17 protein-coding genes are annotated in these 18590 nt (G+C 72.6%); 9 read left to right on the plus strand and 8 right to left on the minus strand.

All coding sequences use genetic code 11. The annotated features are described in order from the left end of the window. The first annotated feature begins 236 nt into the window (after positions 1 to 236). Positions 237 to 701, plus strand: coding sequence for an ATP-binding protein (locus tag ACWGKT_RS41860; protein ID WP_235457698.1), 465 nt, complete (start codon positions 237 to 239; stop codon positions 699 to 701). A 243-nt stretch (positions 702 to 944) separates the two neighbouring features. Here the strand turns inward: ACWGKT_RS41860 and ACWGKT_RS41865 are convergent, their stop codons facing one another. Then, positions 945 to 1871 (minus strand): cyclase family protein, encoded by a 927-nt coding sequence (locus ACWGKT_RS41865; protein WP_453277808.1) that lies wholly within the window; start codon positions 1869 to 1871, stop codon positions 945 to 947. A gap of 85 nt (positions 1872 to 1956) precedes the next feature. On the opposite strand from ACWGKT_RS41865, the gene ACWGKT_RS41870 reads away from it, so the two are divergent. The 4 genes from ACWGKT_RS41870 to ACWGKT_RS41885 all read left to right on the plus strand — a co-directional run bounded on the left by ACWGKT_RS41870 (position 1957) and on the right by ACWGKT_RS41885 (position 6463). Further along, complete coding sequence (locus ACWGKT_RS41870) at positions 1957 to 2871, plus strand: SDR family NAD(P)-dependent oxidoreductase (protein ID WP_356151329.1); 915 nt, start codon at positions 1957 to 1959, stop codon at positions 2869 to 2871. Between the two features lie 31 nt (positions 2872 to 2902). Further along, positions 2903 to 4057: an acyl-CoA dehydrogenase family protein gene (locus tag ACWGKT_RS41875; RefSeq protein ID WP_453277809.1), complete on the plus strand. Its 1155-nt coding sequence runs from the start codon at positions 2903 to 2905 to the stop codon at positions 4055 to 4057. After that, complete coding sequence (locus tag ACWGKT_RS41880) at positions 4057 to 5106, plus strand: Zn-dependent alcohol dehydrogenase (RefSeq protein ID WP_453277810.1); 1050 nt, start codon at positions 4057 to 4059, stop codon at positions 5104 to 5106. The genes ACWGKT_RS41875 and ACWGKT_RS41880 overlap by 1 nt, the downstream gene beginning before the upstream one ends. A gap of 88 nt (positions 5107 to 5194) precedes the next feature. Continuing rightward, the gene (locus ACWGKT_RS41885; RefSeq protein WP_453277811.1) at positions 5195 to 6463 is read left to right on the plus strand and encodes an MFS transporter; all 1269 of its coding nucleotides are present in this window, start codon (positions 5195 to 5197) and stop codon (positions 6461 to 6463) included. On the opposite strand, the gene ACWGKT_RS41890 is transcribed toward ACWGKT_RS41885, so the two are convergent. Beyond that, complete coding sequence (locus tag ACWGKT_RS41890; RefSeq protein ID WP_453277812.1) at positions 6368 to 7387, minus strand: GlxA family transcriptional regulator; 1020 nt, start codon at positions 7385 to 7387, stop codon at positions 6368 to 6370. The genes ACWGKT_RS41885 and ACWGKT_RS41890 overlap by 96 nt on opposite strands. A gap of 71 nt (positions 7388 to 7458) precedes the next feature. Between ACWGKT_RS41890 and ACWGKT_RS41895 the strand changes: the two genes are divergently transcribed. After that, entirely contained in the window at positions 7459 to 8769 is a 1311-nt protein-coding gene (locus ACWGKT_RS41895; RefSeq protein ID WP_453277813.1) for an MFS transporter, read from the plus strand. Positions 8770 to 8778: 9 nt separating this feature from the next. On the opposite strand, the gene ACWGKT_RS41900 is transcribed toward ACWGKT_RS41895, so the two are convergent. After that, positions 8779 to 9381, minus strand: a complete 603-nt coding sequence (locus ACWGKT_RS41900; RefSeq protein WP_453277814.1) for a flavin reductase family protein — start codon at positions 9379 to 9381, stop codon at positions 8779 to 8781. A gap of 82 nt (positions 9382 to 9463) precedes the next feature. Between ACWGKT_RS41900 and ACWGKT_RS41905 the strand changes: the two genes are divergently transcribed. Next, the gene (locus ACWGKT_RS41905; protein ID WP_453277815.1) at positions 9464 to 10387 is read left to right on the plus strand and encodes a hypothetical protein; all 924 of its coding nucleotides are present in this window, start codon (positions 9464 to 9466) and stop codon (positions 10385 to 10387) included. Positions 10388 to 10412: 25 nt separating this feature from the next. Here ACWGKT_RS41905 and ACWGKT_RS41910 read toward each other — a convergent pair whose 3' ends face one another. The 4 genes from ACWGKT_RS41910 to ACWGKT_RS41925 all read right to left on the minus strand — a co-directional run bounded on the left by ACWGKT_RS41910 (position 10413) and on the right by ACWGKT_RS41925 (position 16465). Continuing rightward, the gene (locus ACWGKT_RS41910) at positions 10413 to 11222 is read right to left on the minus strand and encodes an enoyl-CoA hydratase/isomerase family protein (protein ID WP_453277816.1); all 810 of its coding nucleotides are present in this window, start codon (positions 11220 to 11222) and stop codon (positions 10413 to 10415) included. After that, a complete protein-coding gene (locus ACWGKT_RS41915; protein ID WP_453277817.1) occupies positions 11219 to 13447 on the minus strand; it encodes an acetate--CoA ligase family protein in 2229 nt (742 codons plus the stop codon). Before ACWGKT_RS41915 ends, ACWGKT_RS41910 begins: the two co-directional genes overlap by 4 nt. A gap of 149 nt (positions 13448 to 13596) precedes the next feature. Beyond that, positions 13597 to 15123 (minus strand): flavin monoamine oxidase family protein, encoded by a 1527-nt coding sequence (locus tag ACWGKT_RS41920; protein ID WP_453277818.1) that lies wholly within the window; start codon positions 15121 to 15123, stop codon positions 13597 to 13599. Positions 15124 to 15274: 151 nt separating this feature from the next. Further along, complete coding sequence (locus tag ACWGKT_RS41925) at positions 15275 to 16465, minus strand: flavin-containing monooxygenase (RefSeq protein WP_453277819.1); 1191 nt, start codon at positions 16463 to 16465, stop codon at positions 15275 to 15277. Positions 16466 to 16774: 309 nt separating this feature from the next. Between ACWGKT_RS41925 and ACWGKT_RS41930 the strand changes: the two genes are divergently transcribed. Together ACWGKT_RS41930 and ACWGKT_RS41935 are read left to right on the plus strand one after the other, a co-directional pair. After that, positions 16775 to 17224: a DoxX family membrane protein gene (locus ACWGKT_RS41930; RefSeq protein ID WP_453277820.1), complete on the plus strand. Its 450-nt coding sequence runs from the start codon at positions 16775 to 16777 to the stop codon at positions 17222 to 17224. Then, the gene (locus ACWGKT_RS41935) at positions 17212 to 17622 is read left to right on the plus strand and encodes a Zn-ribbon domain-containing OB-fold protein (RefSeq protein ID WP_453277821.1); all 411 of its coding nucleotides are present in this window, start codon (positions 17212 to 17214) and stop codon (positions 17620 to 17622) included. The genes ACWGKT_RS41930 and ACWGKT_RS41935 overlap by 13 nt, the downstream gene beginning before the upstream one ends. Positions 17623 to 17954: 332 nt before the next feature. On the opposite strand, the gene ACWGKT_RS41940 is transcribed toward ACWGKT_RS41935, so the two are convergent. Beyond that, positions 17955 to 18422, minus strand: a complete 468-nt coding sequence (locus ACWGKT_RS41940) for a diadenosine tetraphosphate hydrolase (RefSeq protein WP_356151300.1) — start codon at positions 18420 to 18422, stop codon at positions 17955 to 17957. Positions 18423 to 18590 lie beyond the last annotated feature (168 nt).

The raw sequence follows: 18590 nt of genomic DNA on the forward strand, positions 1-18590 counted from the left end.
CTTCGCGCTGGAATATGCCCGAAGCGCTTGTTGGGGTGACTGTACGTCAACCATGCTGTCTCGTAAGGGAATCACGGTCCGTGACCCTTGCTCTGGCCGTTGTTCTGGCCATGCAGAAAATGGCTACGATCGTGGCCCCCGTCGTGCTGCTCGTCGCGACTCCCGTCGTGACGTACGCACGGCGTCGGGTCATGTGTCCGCCGGTTCGGATGGTGTGAGCGGTGCAGGTGCTTCAAGTGCAGCTGGAGATCCGGCCCGACCCCGCGGAGGTGGGGCGGGCCAGGCGGTGGGCCCGCTCGCGTCTCGCCGGGTCCGGGATAGCGGACGACGAGCCGCTGGCCGAGACGCTGATCCTGCTCGTCTCCGAACTGGTCACCAACGCCGTGGTGCACACCGGCCGCCCGGCCGTGCTGCGGCTGTGCCTGCCGGGGTCGGACGGCGAGGCGGCCACCGTGCGCCTCGAAGTGACCGACACCAGCACCCGCGCCCCCGTGCCGCGCTGTGTGGACGGCAACGCGACCGGCGGCCGCGGACTTGCCCTCGTCGACGGCCTCGCCGACCGCTGGGGCTGGAGCCCCGAGGGCGGGGGCAAGCGCATCTGGTGCGAGCTCGACCGTTGTACGCAGCGCGCCGAGAGCACGGCGGCGGCGTACGGGGGCGGGATCTCCGCATTCGACGGGCTGGCGTTCGAAGCCGTGTAGGGCGATGCGGCGGGGTGCGCCGGGTGTGCACCCGTGCGCTTCGTCCGCAAAAGGGATGTAATTCATAAATCGCCGTACCGGTGTTGACGCCCCGTGGCCGTCTGATCACGCTGGAGGTCAGCGATTCGCCGCGAGGGGACGACGAGAGCCCGGGCGACGGGGTCCTTGTCGAGCGTGGGTCGAACCGGTGGCGGCGCGCGGGAGCGTGCCCGCGCCGCCAACCGGAGCCGCCGCCCGACGGAGTCAGAGGACGGCCACCGGTGCCACCGGAGTTCCCGTCGCCCCCACGAACGGTTCGGGCATCGCCGACAGCAGGAACGCGTACCGTCCCACTTCTCCACAGGCTGTGGACAACTCTTCGAGATTCCAGTTCTGGCCCTGGAGCATCCCCATCTCCACCAGGTCGAGGGCGTGCACGGGCAGCCACAGATTCTCGATCTCGGGCGGAAATATCTCAAACGTGAGCGTGTCGTTCGCCACGGCCGCGACATCGCGCGCGTGGAACCACTCCGGGGCACGCACCGACAGACCCGGTGACGGATACCCGTACCCGTCCTTGTCCCCGGCCAGATACACCCGCACCTGCCCGGTCCGTACGAGCACGATGTCGCCGGCCCGCACGCGCGTACCGGCGAGCTCCTCGGCCGCCTCCAGGTCCTCCGGGGTGACCGCGTGCCCGCCGTCGAGCCGGTCCACGCCCCGCGCGCGTGCCACGTCGAGCAGCACCCCGCGCGAGACGATGTGCCGCGCCTTGTCGATGCCGCTGAACTCGGCGCCGCCGTGCGCGGTCACGGTGTGCGCGGGGCGGCCGTTGTAGAGCCTGCCCGAGTGCGAGACGTGGGTCAGCGCGTCCCAGTGGGTGGCCGCCTGCAGCCCCATGGTCACGGCGTCGTCGCTGCACGCCACCGTCCCCGGACCGAAGAGCTCCTGGTTGATCTGCACCATCGTGTGCAGCGGATTGACCCGTCCCGGGATCATCCCGGTCTGCACGCCGTCCTGCCGCAGGGGCAGCGCGAGCGGCATGCGCCGGCCGGTCCTGACGCAGGCCACGGCCTCGCGGACCACCTCGTCGGTGATCAGGTTCAGGGTGCCGATCTCGTCGTCCGCCCCCCAACGGCCCCAGTTGTTCACGCGCTTGGCGATGGCATGGAACTCGTCCGGCAGTGACATCGGACCCTCCCCGGGGCTTGTCCTGAGCAGTCTGACGCGCCATAAAATCTAACGGTCCGTCAGAAACCGCGGGAAGGGGCCGGGCGTGGGGAACTTCTTGGCAGGCAAGGTCGTCGCCGTGACGGGCGCCGGTCGCGGCATCGGCCGGGCGGTCGCGCTCGCGGCCGCCGCCGAGGGAGCACGGGTCGTCGTCAACGACTACGGCGTGTCCACCGACGGCACCTCACCCACCAGCGAGGTCGCCGAGGCCGTCGTCAAGGAGATCGAGGCGGCGGGCGGCGAGGCGGTCGCCGTGGCCGACGACATCTCCACGATGGCGGGCGGGCAGCGGGTCGTCGACGTCGCCCTGTCGTCGTACGGGCGCCTCGACGGGGTCGTCTGCGTGGCCGGGATCCTGCGGGAGCGGATGCTGTTCAACATGAGCGAGGAGGAGTGGGACCCCGTCGTCGCCACCCACCTCAAGGGCACCTTCACCGTGTTCCGGGCCGCCTCGGCGGTCATGCGCACGCAGCGCACCGGCACGCTCATCGGCTTCACCAGCGGCAACCACCAGGGCTCGGTGTCGCAGGCCAACTACAGCGCCGCGAAGGGCGGGATCATCTCGCTCGTGCGCAGCGCCGCGCTCGGTCTGCACAAGTACGGGGTGACCGCGAACGCGGTGGCCCCCGTGGCGCGTACGCGGATGTCGGCGGGCGTGCCCATGGAGCTGAAGGAGATCGGCGAGCCGGAGGACGTGGCGGCGCTGGTGGTCTATCTGCTGTCCGAGCGGGCCCGCGAGGCGGAGGTCACCGGGCAGGTGTACACGATCGCCGGGCCCAAGATCGCGGTGTGGGCCCAGCCGCGGGAGCTGCGCTCGGCCTACTGCGAGGGGTCCTGGACGCCGGAACGGATAGCGGACTTCCTGCCGGGGACGGTGGGGGTGGATCCGATGCCGATGCTGGCCCAGCTGGCGGCGATGGAACGCGCGGCCCGGGAAGGCTCGCGGCCCAACGCCCAGTAGCTGATGTCACCGGCGCTGAGAGGAGACGTCCGTGGACTTTGGATTCACCGCTGAGGACGACGCGTTTCGTGCCGAGGTACGGGCGTGGCTGGCGGCGCATGCCCAGGGCGCGCGGGATCGGCGTGCCTGGGAACGTGCGCTGGGGAAAGCGGGCTGGATCGGACTCGGGTGGGCCCAGGACGGGTACGGGAACCGCACGGCGTCCCTCACCCAACAGGTCGCCTGGGCCGAGGAGTACGCCCGCTCGCCGGCGCCCCCGCGGTCCGGGCACATCGGGGAGAACCTGCTCGCCCCCACCCTGATCGTCCACGGCACCGACGCTCAGAAGTCCCGGTTCCTGCCGCCGATCGCCGCCGGTGACGAACTCTGGTGTCAGGGGTACAGCGAACCCGGTGCGGGATCGGATCTGGCGGGTGTGCGGACCGTGGCCGTGCGGGAGGCGGGGGAGCCGTACTTCCGGATCACCGGGCAGAAGATCTGGACCTCGCTCGCCCACGAGGCCGACTGGTGCTTCGTGCTGGCGCGGACGGACGCCGGATCGCGGCGGCACCACGGTCTGAGCTTCCTGCTGGTGCCCATGGACCAGCCGGGGCGGGTCGAGGTCCGGCCGATTCGGCAGATGACCGGGACCAGCGAGTTCAACGAGGTCTTCTTCGACGGGGCACGCGCGCACGTGGAGCACGTGGTGGGCGGCGAGGGGCAGGGCTGGAGCGTGGCGATGAGCCTGCTCGGTTTCGAGCGGGGGGTGTCCACGCTCGCCCAGCAGATCGGCTTCGCCGAGGAGTTGGCGGCGGTGGTGCGGACGGCCGTGGCGACCGGTGCCGCCCGCGACCCGGTCGTCCGGGACCGGATCGTGCGCCAGTGGGCCGAGCTGCGCACCATGCGCTGGAACGCCCTGCGCACCCTGGGCGGTTCGGGCGGACCGGGTGCGCCCAGTGTGGCCAAGTTGCTGTGGGCGGGCTGGCACCAGCGGCTCGGCGAGCTGGCGGTGCTGGTGCGCGGGGCGGCGGCGGGCGTCGGGCCGGCCGACTGGTCGCCGGACGCGCCGTACGGACTCGACACCGCGCAGCACCTGTTCCTCTTCTCCCGGGCCGACACCATCTACGGCGGCTCGGACCAGGTACAGCGCACGATCATCGCCGAGCGCGTGCTCGGCCTGCCGAGGGAGCCGAAGGGGGTCGTGTGATGCGCGGCGTGCTGTTCGACGGCAAGCAGGTCCAGGTCGTGGACGATCTGGAGGTACGGGATCCGGGGCCCGGGGAGGTGCTGGTCGCGATCGCCGCGGCGGGGCTGTGCCACAGCGACCTGTCCGTGGTGGACGGGACCATCCCCTTCCCCGTGCCCGTGGTGCTGGGGCACGAGGGGGCCGGGGTGGTGTCGGCGGTCGGCGCGGGCGTCACCCATGTCGCGCCCGGCGACCATGTGGCGCTGTCCACGCTCGCGAACTGCGGAACGTGCGCGGAGTGCGACCGGGGCCGGCCGACGATGTGCCGGCAGGCCATCGGCCGCCCCGGCCGGCCCTTCAGCCGGGCGGGCCGGCCGGTCCACCAGTTCGCCTCCAACTCGGCCTTCGCGGAACGTACGGTCGTCAAGGCCGTGCAGGCCGTGCGGATCCCGAAGGACATCCCGCTGCCGTCTGCCGCGCTGATGGGCTGCGGAGTGCTGACCGGGGTGGGGGCCGTGCTCAACCGCGCCCGCGTGGACCGCGGGGACACCGTGCTGGTCATCGGCACGGGCGGGATCGGTCTGAACGTCATCCAGGGCGCGCGGATCGCGGGCGCGCTGCGGATCGTGGCGGTGGACGCCAATCCGGCGAAGGAGGAGGTGGCCCGGCAGTTCGGCGCAACGGACTTCCTGTCCTCGACGGAGGGGGTGAAGGAGATCCTGCCGAACGGCGCGGACCACGCCTTCGAGTGCGTGGGCCGGGTGGAGCTGATCCGGCAGGCGATCGACCTCCTCGACCGCCACGGCCAGGCGGTCCTGCTCGGGGTGCCGCCCGCCACGGCCGAGGCGTCCTTCCTCGTCTCCGCCATGTACCTGGACAAGTCCATCCTCGGCTGCCGCTACGGCTCCTCCCGCCCCCAGCGCGACATCGCCCTGTACGCCGAGCTCTACCGCCAAGGCCGCCTGCTCCTGGACGAGTTGGTGACCGGAACCTACCCGGTCGAGGACTTCGAGAAGGCCCGGGCGGACGCGGAGGCGGGCCGGGTGGCCAGGGGGGTGCTCACGTTCTGAGCCGCCGCGGAGGGCGGCCGTCCCGAGTTGTCCACAGGCGGGGGAAATTCGGTCGGCCACTGTCGGTGCCGACCCCTACCGTCATCGCATGAGCTACCGCGACGTCGCCTCCCAACAGGTCCTGACCTGGGCCTGCGTGGCCATTGGTGCCCGTATGCCGGTGGCCATGGCCCCGCTGGCCCTGGTCTTCCTGGTCCGGGAACGCCCCGGCGGCTACTCCCTGGGCGCGGCCCTCGCCGCCGCCTACGTGATCGGGGAGATCCTCGGCGCCCCCGTCCTCGGCATGCGTCTGAAGCCCGACCGCGCCCGCCCCCACCTGGCCGCGGGCCTCGCCGCCGGAGCCGCCGGCTTCGCCGGCCTCGGCCTGCTGCCCGCCGCACACCCCGCCATACTCGCGGCGTTCGCCTTCCTCGCGGGCGCCGGCCCCTCCGCGGCCCCCGGCGGACTGCGCACCCTGCTCACCTCGCTGGTCCCGGGGCGCGCGGCGACCCAGGCGCTGTCCTTCGAGTCGATGCTCACCTTCGGGGTGTGGGCCCTGTCCCCGGCCGCCGTCACCGGCCTCGCCCTCGGCGTCGCCCCGTGGCTCCCACCGCTGCTCGAAGCCGCCCTGATGGCGTCCTCGGTGGCGGGCCTGTGGCTGCTGCCCGCCGGCTGGGCGTCGGACGCGCGGGAGGACGAGGAGGGCAGCTCCCGGCTGCGCGTCCTGACCCGCGCTTGGCCGGTGTACGTCACGGGCGCGGCGAGCCTGTCGCTGCTCGCCCTCGCCGAACTCGTCCTGCCCGCCCTGCTGGAGCAGCGCGGCATCGGCGTCGGCTGGTCCGGCCCGCTGCTCACGGTGATGTCGGTGACCTCGGCCGTCGGCGCGTTCCTGTACGGGCTGCGGACCTGGCCGGGACGGCTGCGGACGCGCAGCCTCGTGCTGATGTGCGGGATGTCGGCGACGCTGATCCTGCTCGCGCTGATACCCGCCGCCCCCGGGGTCGCCGCCGCGCTGGCCGTGGCCGGCCTGCTCCAGTCGGGCGCCATGCTCACCCGCAACCTGTCCCTGCGCGAGGCCCTCCCGCCGGGTGCCCTGGCCGCCGGCTACTCGGTCATGTACGCGGCCGTCGGCGCGGGTTACGCCGCCACCGGTTCCCTGGCCGGAGCCCTGCTCGACGTCGTCGCCCCCTCGACGGCGATCCTGGCGGGCGTGGCCCTGACCCTGGTGCTCACGGCGATCGGCTGGTGGGGCGAGAGGCGTGCCGAGGCGCGCGCGGGCGGTTCAGCGGGCGACGCCGACACCGCAGTAACGCTCGGCGCCGCCGGAGCGGAAGGTCCGCCGGTACGCGGTGGGGGTGACCCCGAGCGCCGCCTGTAGGTGCTGGCGCATCGACTGGGCCGTGCCGAAGCCCGCGTCCCGGGCCACCTGGTCGACGGAGAGGTCGGTGGACTCCAGCAGGTGCCGGGCGCGTTCGACGCGCTGCTGGGTGAGCCACTGGCCGGGGCTGATGCCGACCTCCTCGCGGAAACGGCGGGTGAAGGTGCGCACCGACATGGACTCCTGCTCGGCCATGTCCCGCAGCTGGATCGGCTCGTGCAGCCGGCCCAGCGCCCAGGCGCGGGCGGCGGTCGTGGTGGCCAACTGGGGGTCCGGCACGGGCCGGTGGATGTACTGCGCCTGACCGCCGTCGCGGTGCGGCGGCACGACCGTGCGGCGGGCCACCTCGTTGGCGATCGCGGTGCCGTGGTCGCGGCGCACGATGTGCAGGCACAGGTCGATCCCAGCGGCGACGCCCGCCGAGGTCAGCACGTCGCCGTCGTCCACGAACAGCACGTCCGCGTCCACCTTGATCCGCGGGAACACCTGCTGGAAGCGTTCGGCGTCGGCCCAGTGCGTGGCCGCCGGGCGGCCGTCCAGGTAGCCGGCGGCGGCCAGGACGTAGCCGCCGGTGCAGATGGCGGCGAGCCGGGTGCCGGGGCGGATGTGGGCGAGCGCGGCGGCGAGTTCGTCGGTCAGCACGCCCTCGTCGAAGACCGGGCCGAGCTCGTACGACGCCGGTACGACGACCGTGTCGGCGGTGGCCAGGATCTCCGGGCCGTGGGGCACGTGGATGTGGAAGTCGGCGTCCGTCTCGACCGGGCCCGGCGGCCGGATCGAGCAGGTGAGGACCTCGTAGAGGTGGCGTCCCTCGGCGTCCTTCGGACGGCCGAAGATGCGGTGCGGGATGCCCAGCTCGAAGGGGAGCAGCCCGTCGAGGGCGAGGACGACGACGCGGTGCGGGTGGAACGCGGTCCGATCCATGGCCCGATCCTAACCAATGCTGGCCTTCGGGCCACTCGATGAAAGAGAACGCGGAACGGAAGCTTTATGTCGTGACCCAGACAAGCGAAGCCGCAGCCCCCGTACAGGCCCCGCCCGCCAGGAAGAGGAACCGCATCCACCGGGCGTGGTTCGTCGCCGCCGTCACCTTCGTCACGATCGTCGGCGCGGCGGCCTTCCGCTCGCTGCCCGGCCTGCTCATCGACCCGCTGCACCAGGAGTTCGGCTGGTCGCGCGGCACCATCGGCGCCGCTGTCTCCGTCAACCTCGCGCTGTACGGGCTCACCGCGCCGTTCGCGGCGGCGCTGATGGACCGCTTCGGCATCCGCAGGGTGGTCGCGGTCGCGCTGACCGTGATCTCGATCGGCTCGGGCCTGACCGTCTGGATGACGGCGGCCTGGCAGCTGATGCTGTGCTGGGGCCTGCTGGTCGGACTGGGCTCCGGTTCGATGGCCCTCGCCTTCGCCGCGACCGTCACCAACCGCTGGTTCACCGAGCGGCGCGGCCTGGTCAGCGGCATCCTCACCGCCGGCTCCGCCTCCGGCCAGCTGATCTTCCTGCCGCTGCTGTCCTGGATGGTCGAGACGTACGACTGGCGTCCGGCCGCCGTGACGGTCGCCCTCGCGGCCCTCGCGGTCGTCCCGTTCGTCTGGCTGCTGCTGCGCGACCACCCGGCCGACGTGGGCGTGAAGCCGTACGGCGCGAGCGCGTTCGTACCGAAGCCGCAGCCGGTCACCGGTGCCGCCCGCCGCGCCCTCACGGTTCTGTCCTCCGCCGTCCGCACCGGCCCCTTCTGGCTGCTGGCCGGCACCTTCGCGATCTGCGGCGCCTCCACCAACGGCCTGATCCAGACCCACTTCGTGCCCGCGGCGCACGACCACGGCATGCCCATCACGGCGGCGGCCTCGCTGCTCGCGGTCATCGGCGTGTTCGACGTGGTCGGCACGATCGCCTCCGGCTGGTTCACCGACCGCTTCGAACCGCGCCGCCTGCTCGCCGTTTATTACGCCCTGCGCGGCATCTCGCTGCTGTTCCTGCCCATGTTGCTGGCGCCGAGCGTGCACCCGCCGATGATCTTCTTCATCGTCTTCTACGGCCTCGACTGGGTCGCCACCGTCCCGCCCACGCTGGCTCTGTGCCGGGAGCAGTACGGCGAGGACAGCGCCATCGTCTTCGGCTGGGTGCTCGCCTCCCACCAGGTGGGCGCGGCCCTCGTCGCCTTCCTCGGCGGCGTGGCACGGGACGCGTTCGGCTCCTACGACATGGTCTGGTACGCCTCCGGCGCCCTGTGCGCGGCGGCGGCCCTGATGGCCCTGGTGATCAGGCGCCGGCCGACGGCCGCGGCGGCGGTGGTGCCGGCCTGAGGCCCGAGTTCACCCGTCGAGTCGCCTGAACTTCCCCCGATGGAACATCAGCGGTCCGTCGGGGGTCTCGCCCGTGTCCAGGGCGTCCACCCGGCCGACCACGATGAGGTGGTCTCCGCCGGTGTGCACGGCCTGGATCGTGCAGTCGATCCAGGCGGCGGTCCCGGTCAGGCGCGGGGAGCCGGAGACCGGCGCGGCGTCGTAGGGGACGCCGGCGAACTTGTCCGCGCCGCTCACCGCGAAGGCGCGGCACAGCTCGCCCTGGGCGGCGTTCAGGACGTTGACGCAGAAGACGCCGGCGCGGGCGATGCGCGGCCAGGTCGTCGACGTACGGCCCACCATGAAGATGACCAGGGGCGGGTCGAGGGAGAGGGAGGCGAAGGACTGGCAGGCGAAGCCGGCCGGGGAGTCCTCGCCCTCGGCGGCCGGGGCGGTGATCACGGTCACCCCGGTCGCGAAGTTCCCGAGCACGCGCCGGAAGTCGCCCTCGGCGACCGGCGCCCGCTCGTCCTCGCCGACGCACCGCAACGTTGGGCGCGGCAGCGTCTGCACGGGCCCGGGGGCCGACCTGAGGTACCGGACGGCGGCGGCCGCCGCCCCTGCGTGTCCCATCACCCCTCCATTGAAGCTGACGGTATGTCAGATGGGAAGGGTGGCGGCAGGCTCCGCGCGGGCACCTTCGTAGGGTGCGTCCATGGGGTGGGGAAACATACGCGAAAGACTCAGTGACAGTGGGCTGAAGTGGACGTCCGCCGAACTGAGCGCGGCGGCCGCGCTGAGCGGGGCCCAGGTTCCGGCGGCCGTGCTGCTGGTGTGGATCGAGAGCTTCAGCCGCGACGACTACGGCGCCGGGAACGGCGGTGCCCTCGGCGCGCTCTGCCTCCTGGTCGGCGTCCCGCTGCTGCTGCCCGTGCTGGGCATGGCGCTGACGTTCGTCCTGACCCTGCCCTCGGTGGTGCTCGCCCGCCTCGCCGCCCGGCGCCTGGGCGGCCCCTCCTGGCTCTGGCACCTGGTGGCCCCGGTGGCTCCGGCTCTCGTCTGGGGCGCGGTGACCGCCCTGCTGTTCTCCTGGCCGCTCACCACGACGGTCGGGGTGCTGACCGCGCTGGGCGTCCTGCCCACGCTCGGCGTCGCCTACGTCCGCGGGCGCACCTGGCGGCCGTGGGGTGTCTGGTGGCGCGCGGCGCTCGGCTCGGCCGGCCTGTTCGTCCTGGCCTTCGGCGGCGGGGTGCTGGCCACCGAGAGCGGCCTGATCAAGCAGTACGAGCCCCCGAAGCTCAGCACCGCCCGGCTCGTCGGGGAGTGGCACGGCCCGCACGGGGCGGTCCTGCGGCTGGGCCCGGACGGGCACGCCGAGGCTGCCGGGCTGCCGGCCGAGCCTTCCGGCGACGACTGGCCGGAAAAGGAGTTCGTCCGGTGCGACGGCACCGGCACCTGGGCGCGCGAGGACGGCGAGAGCGACGGCGGCCGTGAGGGCATCGGCCTGCGTCTGAAGGGGGACTGCGGTGAGGAGACCCACTGGTCCTTCGGCGGCAGCGTGGACGCCCCCGAACTCTTCGTGATCTTCGGCGAGCTGGACGGGGGCGAACCCACGATCCTCAGGCCGGCCCGGAGCTGAGCCGTACTGTCCACGGCCACCTCGCTCACCGCCCCCGGAACTCAGCCTCCCTGCGTTCCACGAACGCCCGCAGCCCTTCCCGGGCGTCCTCGGTCGTCATGTTGATCTCCTGCGCGGCGGCCTCGGCGGCGAAGGCGGACGCCCGGTCGCCGTCGAGGGACGCGTTGACGAGCTGCTTGGTCAGGGCGAGCGCCCGGGTCGGCCCTGCCGCCAGCCGGGTCGCCCACTCCCGGGCCGTCTTGTCCAACTCCCCGTCCGGCACGACCCGGTTGACGAGGCCCAGCCGCTCGGCGTCCGGCGCGGTCAGCGCGTCCCCGAAGAACATCAGCTCCTTGGCCCGCTGTGGGCCGATCAGCCGGGGCAGGAGGTAGGCGCCGCCGGCGTCCGGTACGAGCCCGCGTCGTACGAACACCTCGATGAACCGGGCGGATTCGGCGGCCAGTACGAGATCGCAGGCGAACGCGAGATGGGCGCCGAGCCCGGCAGCCGTGCCGTTGACGGCCGCGATCACCGGTTTCTCGCAGTCCAGCACGGCCGCGATCAGCCGCTGGGCACCCAGTCGCAGCGTGCGCGCCACATCGCCGGGGATCCGCTCCCCGGCACCGGCACCGGCACCGGCCCCGGCGCCGCCGCCCCGCAGATCCGCGCCCGCGCAGAAACCGCGTCCCGTCCCCGTGAGGACCACGGCTCCCACGTCCGGGTCGGCGGAGGCCTCCGACAGCAGCCGGACGACCTCCTCCCGCTGGTCCGGCGTGAGGGCGTTGAGGGCTTCGGGGCGGTTGAGGGTGAGGTGCGCGACCCGCTCGAACCGCACCTGTACCACCTGGGCGGTCACCGGCACACCACCAGCGCGTCCAGCGCCACCGCGCCCTGCCCCCGCGGCAGCACCATGAGCGGATTGATGTCCAGCTCCGCGATGTCGTCCCCGAGTTCCAGCGCCATGCGCTGCACCCGCAGCACGACCTCCACGAGCCCGTCGACGTCGGCGGGCGGCCGCCCGCGCACCCCGTCCAGCAGCGCCCGCCCGCGCAGTTCGGCGAGCATGTCCCGGGCCTGCTCCTCGCCGAACGGCGGCACGCGGACGGCGGCGTCCCGCAGCACCTCGACGAGGACCCCGCCCAGCCCGACGGTCACGGTCGGCCCGAACAGCGCGTCGTGCGTGGCGCCGACGACCATCTCCACGCCCCGCTCGACCATCTGGCACACCAGGACGCCGTCCAGACAGACGCCCTCGTAGCGGGCGATGTCGGTCAGCTCGCGGTAGGCGTCCCGCACCTGGCTGGCCGAGGTCAGCCCGATCTTCACCAGGCCAAGCTCGGTCTTGTGGGCGATCTGCGCGCCGGACGCCTTCATCACCACGGGGTAGCCGACCTGCGCGGCCGCCCGGACGGCCGCCGCCGCGCTGGTGACCAGCTGCTCGCGGGGCACCCGGATGCCGTACGCGCGCAGCAGCTGCTTGGCCGCGTGCTCGCTCAGCTGCTGTCCCGGCCGCATCAGGTCCCGGACCTTGCGGAACGACGGGGAGGGGGTGCGGGGCGCCTCGTCGAAGGGGGAGCGGTAGGAGCGGACGAAGCGGTGGTGGTCGAGGTAGGCGCGGACGGCGGTGAGGCAGTTGCCGACCGTGCGGAAGGTGGCCACGCGGGAGGAGCCGAGCAGCACCTCGCGATACGCCGGCTCGGTGCCGACCGGCGATCCCCACACCACGCACACCAGCTTGTCGGTGTGCTCCGCCGCGTCGACCAGGTCCCGCACGAGCCGGTCGCTCAGCGGCGGGAAGGGGCCGGTGACCGGACAGATCAGGACCCCCACCTCCGGGTCGTCGAGGATCGAGTCGATGATCTTCCGCCCGCGTTCGTCCCCGACCGGATGCCCCCCGTTGTCGACGGGGTTGGCCACGCTCAGGTACTCGGGTATCCACTGGTGCAGCTCGGCCTGCCGGGCCTCGGACAGGACCGGGAGCCGCAGGCCAGCCCCGGTGGCCAGGTCGGCGACGTGCGCGCCCGTGCCGCCCGAGATCGAGTAGACGACCACGCCCTCGGCGCGCGGCGGCCGGGCCCGCGCCAACAGGGCGGCGGTGTCCTGGAGTTCGTCGAGCCCGTCGACCCGGACGACGCCGAACTGCCGCATCGCCGCGTCCACCACGTCGTCGGCCCCGGTCAGCTTGCCGGTGTGCGAGGCGGCGGTCCGGGCGCCGACCTCCGTGCGGCCCACCTTGACGGCGACGACCGGCACCTGGCGGCGGGCCGCGCGGTCGGCGGCGAGCAGGAAGGAGCGGCCGTCCTTGAGGCCCTCGACGTAGCAGGCGATGGCGCCGACCTCGGGCCGCTCGGCGAAGTACGAGATGAAGTCGGCGGTCTCCAGGTCGGCCTCGTTGCCGGTCGGGGCCCAGTGGGAGAGCCGGATGCCGAGCTCCTGGAGGGCGAACACGGGTCGCCCCTGGTGCCCGGACTGGGTGATGAGCGCGATCGCCGGGCCCCGGAGGTCCTCCCGGAACCGCTCGAAGGCGTTCAGGTTGGTGTTCGGCCCGAGCAGCCGGAGCCCCGACCGCCGGACGGCGGCCGCGAGCCGCGCCTGTGCCTCGGCCCCCTCCTCGCCCGTCTCCGCGAACCCGGAGGCGAAGGCGACGGCGAACCTCACCTTGGCCTCGGCGAGTTCCTCGACCACCGGGAGGGGGTCGGCGACCAGCAGTACGGCGAGGTCGATCTGCTCGGGCAGTTCGGCGACCGAACGGGAGCAGGGGATGCCGAACACGGACGGCCGGGTGGGATGCACGGGGCGCACCCGCGCCCCCACCCGGGCGGCCCAGTCGAGGAGTTGCCGGGTGATCCCGGTGTTCGGCCGGCCCTCCGTGTCCGAGGCGCCGATCACGGCGACGGACTCGGGCCGGAAGAAGCGCTCCAGATCCGGGACGTCCGAGTAGAGCGGCCGCCCGCTCACGTCCAGGTCGTCCACGTCGGCCGCCCGGCCGTGGACGGCGGGCCCGGGGTGCTGCTCGCCGCAGGCGATGACCCGGGCCCGGCGGGAGTCGGTGGTGAGGGTGCCGTGGGTTGATCCAAGCATCGTTTCCGCCCGCTCCTGTGTGACTGCTCATTTAACTGACACAGTGTCAGATTACTGAACTGACGCTATGTCAGGAACTGGTCTGCGCGGGCAAAGTTCGCACCCGGCACGAAGGGGGCGGCCGGACGCCCGTGGCGCGGGCGGCCGGATCAGAGCGCGGCGAGCACCTCTTTCGCCACCCGCTCGCCCGAGCGCACCGCACCGTCCATGTACCCGTTCCAGTACGTGGAGGTCTCCGTACCGGCCCAGTGGATCCCGCCCACCGGCTCGCGCAGCGCGGCCCCGTACCCGGTCAGCACACCCGGCGGCGCGTACGCGACCGGGCCGCCCCGCGAGAAGCCCTCGTTGTCCCAGCGCTGCACGACGAAGTGGGTGGGGGACTTCGCCCGGTCCCCGAAGTAGTTCGCGTAGTCCTTCAGCACGGCGGCCCTGATGTCGTCCGTGCTCGCCGCGTCGTACGCCCGCATCTCGTCGCCCTCGATGAAGCCCATCAGCGCGCCGTACGACCCGTCGGGCGGCGAGTTGTCGAAGGTCGACCGGACGACACCGGTGTCGCTGACCGCCTGCCCGTTCAGGCCGTCGGCCCGCCAGAAGGGGGCGTCGTACACGGCGATCGCCTTGCCGACCGACCCCATCGGCAACCGCTGGCACAGCTGGTCGCGGGTGGCGGGCAGCAGGGGGTCGTAGGAGATGCGCGCGGCCAGCGGCGGCGGCACCGCGACGACCACCCGGCTCGCCGTCACGGTGATCCCGTCCGCGGTGACCAGGTACGCGCCGCCCGACCGTGCGACGGACCGCACCGGCGCGCCCAGCACCACCCGGTCCCCGAGCGTCGCCGCCAGCTTGATCGGCACCTGCTGGGAGCCGCCGACGAAGCGGGAGTCCTGGGCGCCGTTCGCGGTGTCGGTGAGGCGCTCCAGGGTGCCGGCCGTGGACTCGTTGCCGGCAGCGGCGATGTAGTACAGCACGTACAGGAGGGAGAGTTCGCGCGGCTGCGCCGAGAAGATCGACGTACAGGCCACGTCGAGCAGGAACTTGGCCGAAGGCACGACGGCGTGGGCGTTCAGCCAGCTCTCGAAGGTCTGCCGGTCCCACTCGGCGGCCTTGGCGGCGGTCCAGGGCGCGTCGACCGGCACCTGCTTGGCCATGCCGTCGAGCTGGGACTGCACGATCGCGGCGTTCGCGAGCCCGGCCGCGTCCACGGGCGGCACGGAACCGAGGATGCCGTCCGTCGCGTACGGCGTCCGCTTCCCGTCCTTGTAGAGCAGGTTCTTGCCCGCGTTGTACGTCGGGAAGGTCGCCACGCCGAGCGAGTCGGCGAGGGCCCTGAGGCGGTCCTGGGTGGGGCCGATGAACTCGCCGCCGCCCTCGGTGACGCCGCCGTTCGCGAGCTTCAGGTTCACCACCCGCCCGCCGACCCGGTCCCGCGCCTCCAGGACGACCACGGACCGGCCGCCCGCCACCAGGTCACGGGCCGCGGTGAGTCCGGCCAGCCCGCCCCCGACGACACAGACGTCGGCGGTGCGGGTGGCCGCCGCGGACGCCGCGGACGCCGCGGTGGCGGCGGTGGCGGCGGTGGTGGAGAGGCCGGCGGCCCCGGCCGCGGCGGCCGCGCCGCCGAGCAGGGAGCGCCGGGAGAGCCGGGGGGACCGGGGGAGCTGTCTTTCGCGTGCCACGTGCGTCCTCCGTCGGGGCGAGAGGGGGTGGAGCCGGAAAGTTGAGCGGTGCTCACATTCTGACCCCGCACGAGGGCGGCGTACAGCTCTCGCGCCACAACTGACTCCGAAGTAACGAGATGTGCACGTAGGCGAGTTGAGGATTCTTACGTCAGACCGGGAGCCGGGACAGCGACTCTCCGGCACCCTTCGCCAGCGCCTTCGCGATCTTCTCCGCGTCGATCGCCAGCTCGCGGAACATGCCGCTGATGGGGTTGGTGAAGCCGGTGAAGTACAGGCCGGGGGCGTTCTGCGGGCTGCGCGCCCCGTGTACGACCGGTCTGCCCCGGCCGTCGAGCACGTCCAGGTGGCCGACGAGGTCCTCCAGGCCGCGGACGTAGCCGGTGGCCGCGACGACGGCGTCCGGTTCTACGCGGGTGCCGTCGGCGAGGACGACCTTGCCGTCCTCGAAGGAGTCCACGGCGGCGACCACCTCGACCCGCCCCTTGCGCACGGCGTCGATCAGACCGACGTCCAGGACCGGGACCGCCCCCGCCTTCGCGCGGGAGTACAGGCCGGTGTCCGGACGCGGCAGCCCGTGCGCCGACAGGTCCGGCACACTGATCCTGGCCTGCGCCCTGCACAACCGGTCGACGAGCCCCACGGGCAGCCGCCGGATCAGCACGGCGGAGTACTGCGAGGCCCACCCCGCGGTGGACCGGCGCACGATGTGCGGAGTCGTACGGACGCTCAGCCGCACCCGCGCCGCGCCCCCCTCCACCAGGTCCACGGCGATCTCGGCGCCCGTGTTGCCGACGCCGACCACGAGGACGTCCCGCCCGGCGTAGGGCTCGGCGTTCCGGTACCGGCCGGCGTGCAGGAACTCGCCGCCGTACCCGTCCAGGCCCGGCCAGTCGGGCAGTCGAGGGGTGTGGTTGAAGCCGGTGGCGACGACGACCGCGCCACCGGTCAGCTCGCGCCCGCCGGAGGCGTGCAGCAGCCAGCCCGTGCCGTCGGCCGTACGCTCCACGCGCGACACCTCGACACCGGTGACGATCTCCAGTTCGTGGTGCTCGGCGTACTTCTCCAGGTAGCGCACCACGTCGTCGCGGGCCACCCACCGCCCGAACCGGCGCGGCATCGGCAGCCCCGGCAGGGCGGACAGCCGGCGGGTGGTGTGCAGGCGGAGCCGGTCGTAGTGGCGTCGCCAGGAGGCGCCGATCCCGTCGGACTTCTCCAGGACGACCGCCCGTATGCCCCGAGCCCGCAGCGCGTACGCGACGGCCAGTCCGCCCGGGCCGCCGCCGATGACGTAGACGGGGCGGTCGGCGGGGTGTCCTGCGGGGATACGGGAGTTGGCCATGAGCGGGAGCGTAATCACATCGCAGGTTGATGGGTCTCGGTCAAGACCGGAATTGGTTGCGGATTGATCACGCCTGTAGGAGGGGTGCGGGGGACCGGTGGCGTAGACGGTCTGGTTGTGTCGCCGGGGCGAAGAGGGGTGGGGGCGGTGGGGTGAAGAGGGCTGGGGGTGCTGGGGCTGGTGCTGGGGCGAGGGGTGGAGGTGGTCGACGTGCGTGGCTCCGCGGTGCGTGCACAACGGTCTTGCGCAACGGCCCGCCATCCGCTGAACTGACGTACCGTCAGATACAGGCACCCGGGGAAGTGGTCCATGGACACGATCTGGCTCGGCGGGGCGGAATGGCTGGCGGTGCTGCGCATAGGCCTCGGCCTGTGGTGGCTGGAGAGCTGGCGGCACAAGGACAAGAAGACGTGGTTCCAGGGGAGCGGGATCGCATGGGCGGTCGACGTGGCCGCCAAGCACCGCTGGAAGGCGGTACGTTCCGGGTTCGAGTCGCTGGTGGTCCCACGGCCACGGCTGATGGCCTACGTCGTGGCCTACGCGGAGCTGGCCCTGGGGGTGGGCCTGATCGCCGGCTTCCTCACCCCGATCGCCCTGCTGGGCGGCCTGCTCCTCAACCTGCTCTACTTCATGCTCATGATCCACGACTGGGCGGAGCAGGGGCAGAACTCGATGATGGCGCTCATCTCGGTCGTCGCCCTCTTCGCCATGTCCTGGCAGACCTGGTCCCTCGACAACGCACTGGGATGGTTCCAGTGACCGCCCCGCGCCACGACGTCCCCGAGGCCGACGCCTTCACCGGAACGTACTGGCAGGCGGCGGCGGAGGAACGGCTGCTGATACGCCGCTGCGCCGCCTGTGCCCGGGCCCACCACTACCCCCGGGAGTTCTGCCCCCACTGCTGGAGCGAGGACGTCACCTGGGAACAGGCCACCGGCCGGGCAACCCTCTACACCTGGTCGGTGGTCCACCGCAACGACCTCCCCCCGTTCAACGACCGCACGCCCTACACAGCCGCGGTGGTCGACCTGGCGGAGGGGCCCCGCCTGATGACGCAGCTACTGCACTGCACTGAGGGGGACCTGCACGGCGGGATGGCCCTGCAGGTCACTTTCCACGAGGGGATTCCTTACTTTCAGCCGGGTTCTTGGGCGTGATCGGGTCGCTCGGCTGTGGTCGGGTCTCCGGTCGTGATTGGGTCTCCGGTCGTGATCGGGTCGCTCGGCTGTGGTCGGGCCCCCGGTCGTGATTGGGTCTCCGGTCGTGATTGGGCTCCGGGCTGTGGTCGGGTCTCCGTGCGTGGTCGGGTCTCTGGTCGTGATTGGGCTCCGGGCTGTGGTCGGGTCTCCGGCCGGGATCGGGTCCCCGGCCGTGATTGGGTCTCCGGCCGTGATTGGGCTCCGGGCTGTGGTCGGGTCCCTGGTCGTCATTGGGCTCCCGGCCGTGACCGGGAGCCCGGCCATGACCGGCCTCCGGCTGTGACCGGGCCTCACAGCCGGTCCAACTCCTCGCCGATCGCCTCCCGCAGGGCCGTGTGCCGCGCTCCGAAGGCATACGCCGGATCGCTCCACCGCTCCCGCGGATAGAGCCAGACCGGCAACCCCACGAGCTCGGCGGGCTCCCACTCGTACCGGGGCCACACGTGCGCGTGCAGAAATCCGTCGGTGTTCCCGAGGATCTCCAGATTCACCCGCCGAAAGGCCGGGTCCAACCGCCGGCAGGCCCGCTCGACGGCCTCCCCCAGCCGGTCCATGTCACTGAGAAACGCCAGCCGTTTCTGCTTCCCCATCTCCGACAACCGCCCTACGGCGGGATCGTCCACGAGCAACACGGAATACCCCGGCAGAAACTGCACGTCCCCGCTTACCGCGAACCCGGCGTGCAAGCGCCGGATCACCAGGGGATTCTCCCCCCGAAGAGCACTTCCGATCCGATCTCGCCGCCACGCATCATCCATGCCCGGGACCTTATCCGCGGCGGGCGCCGGTACCGCGTGGGGCGGTTTCCTCGCGTATGCGGCGAAGTGGGCGTGGGGCTGGGTTCCATGCGTGCGCTGCGGTGACCGCCTGGGTTGGGTTCCTCACGTACACGGCGAAGTGGCCGTGGGGGCCGCCCGCTTCTTTGG

Source organism: Streptomyces sp. NPDC054794 (assembly GCF_053611585.1).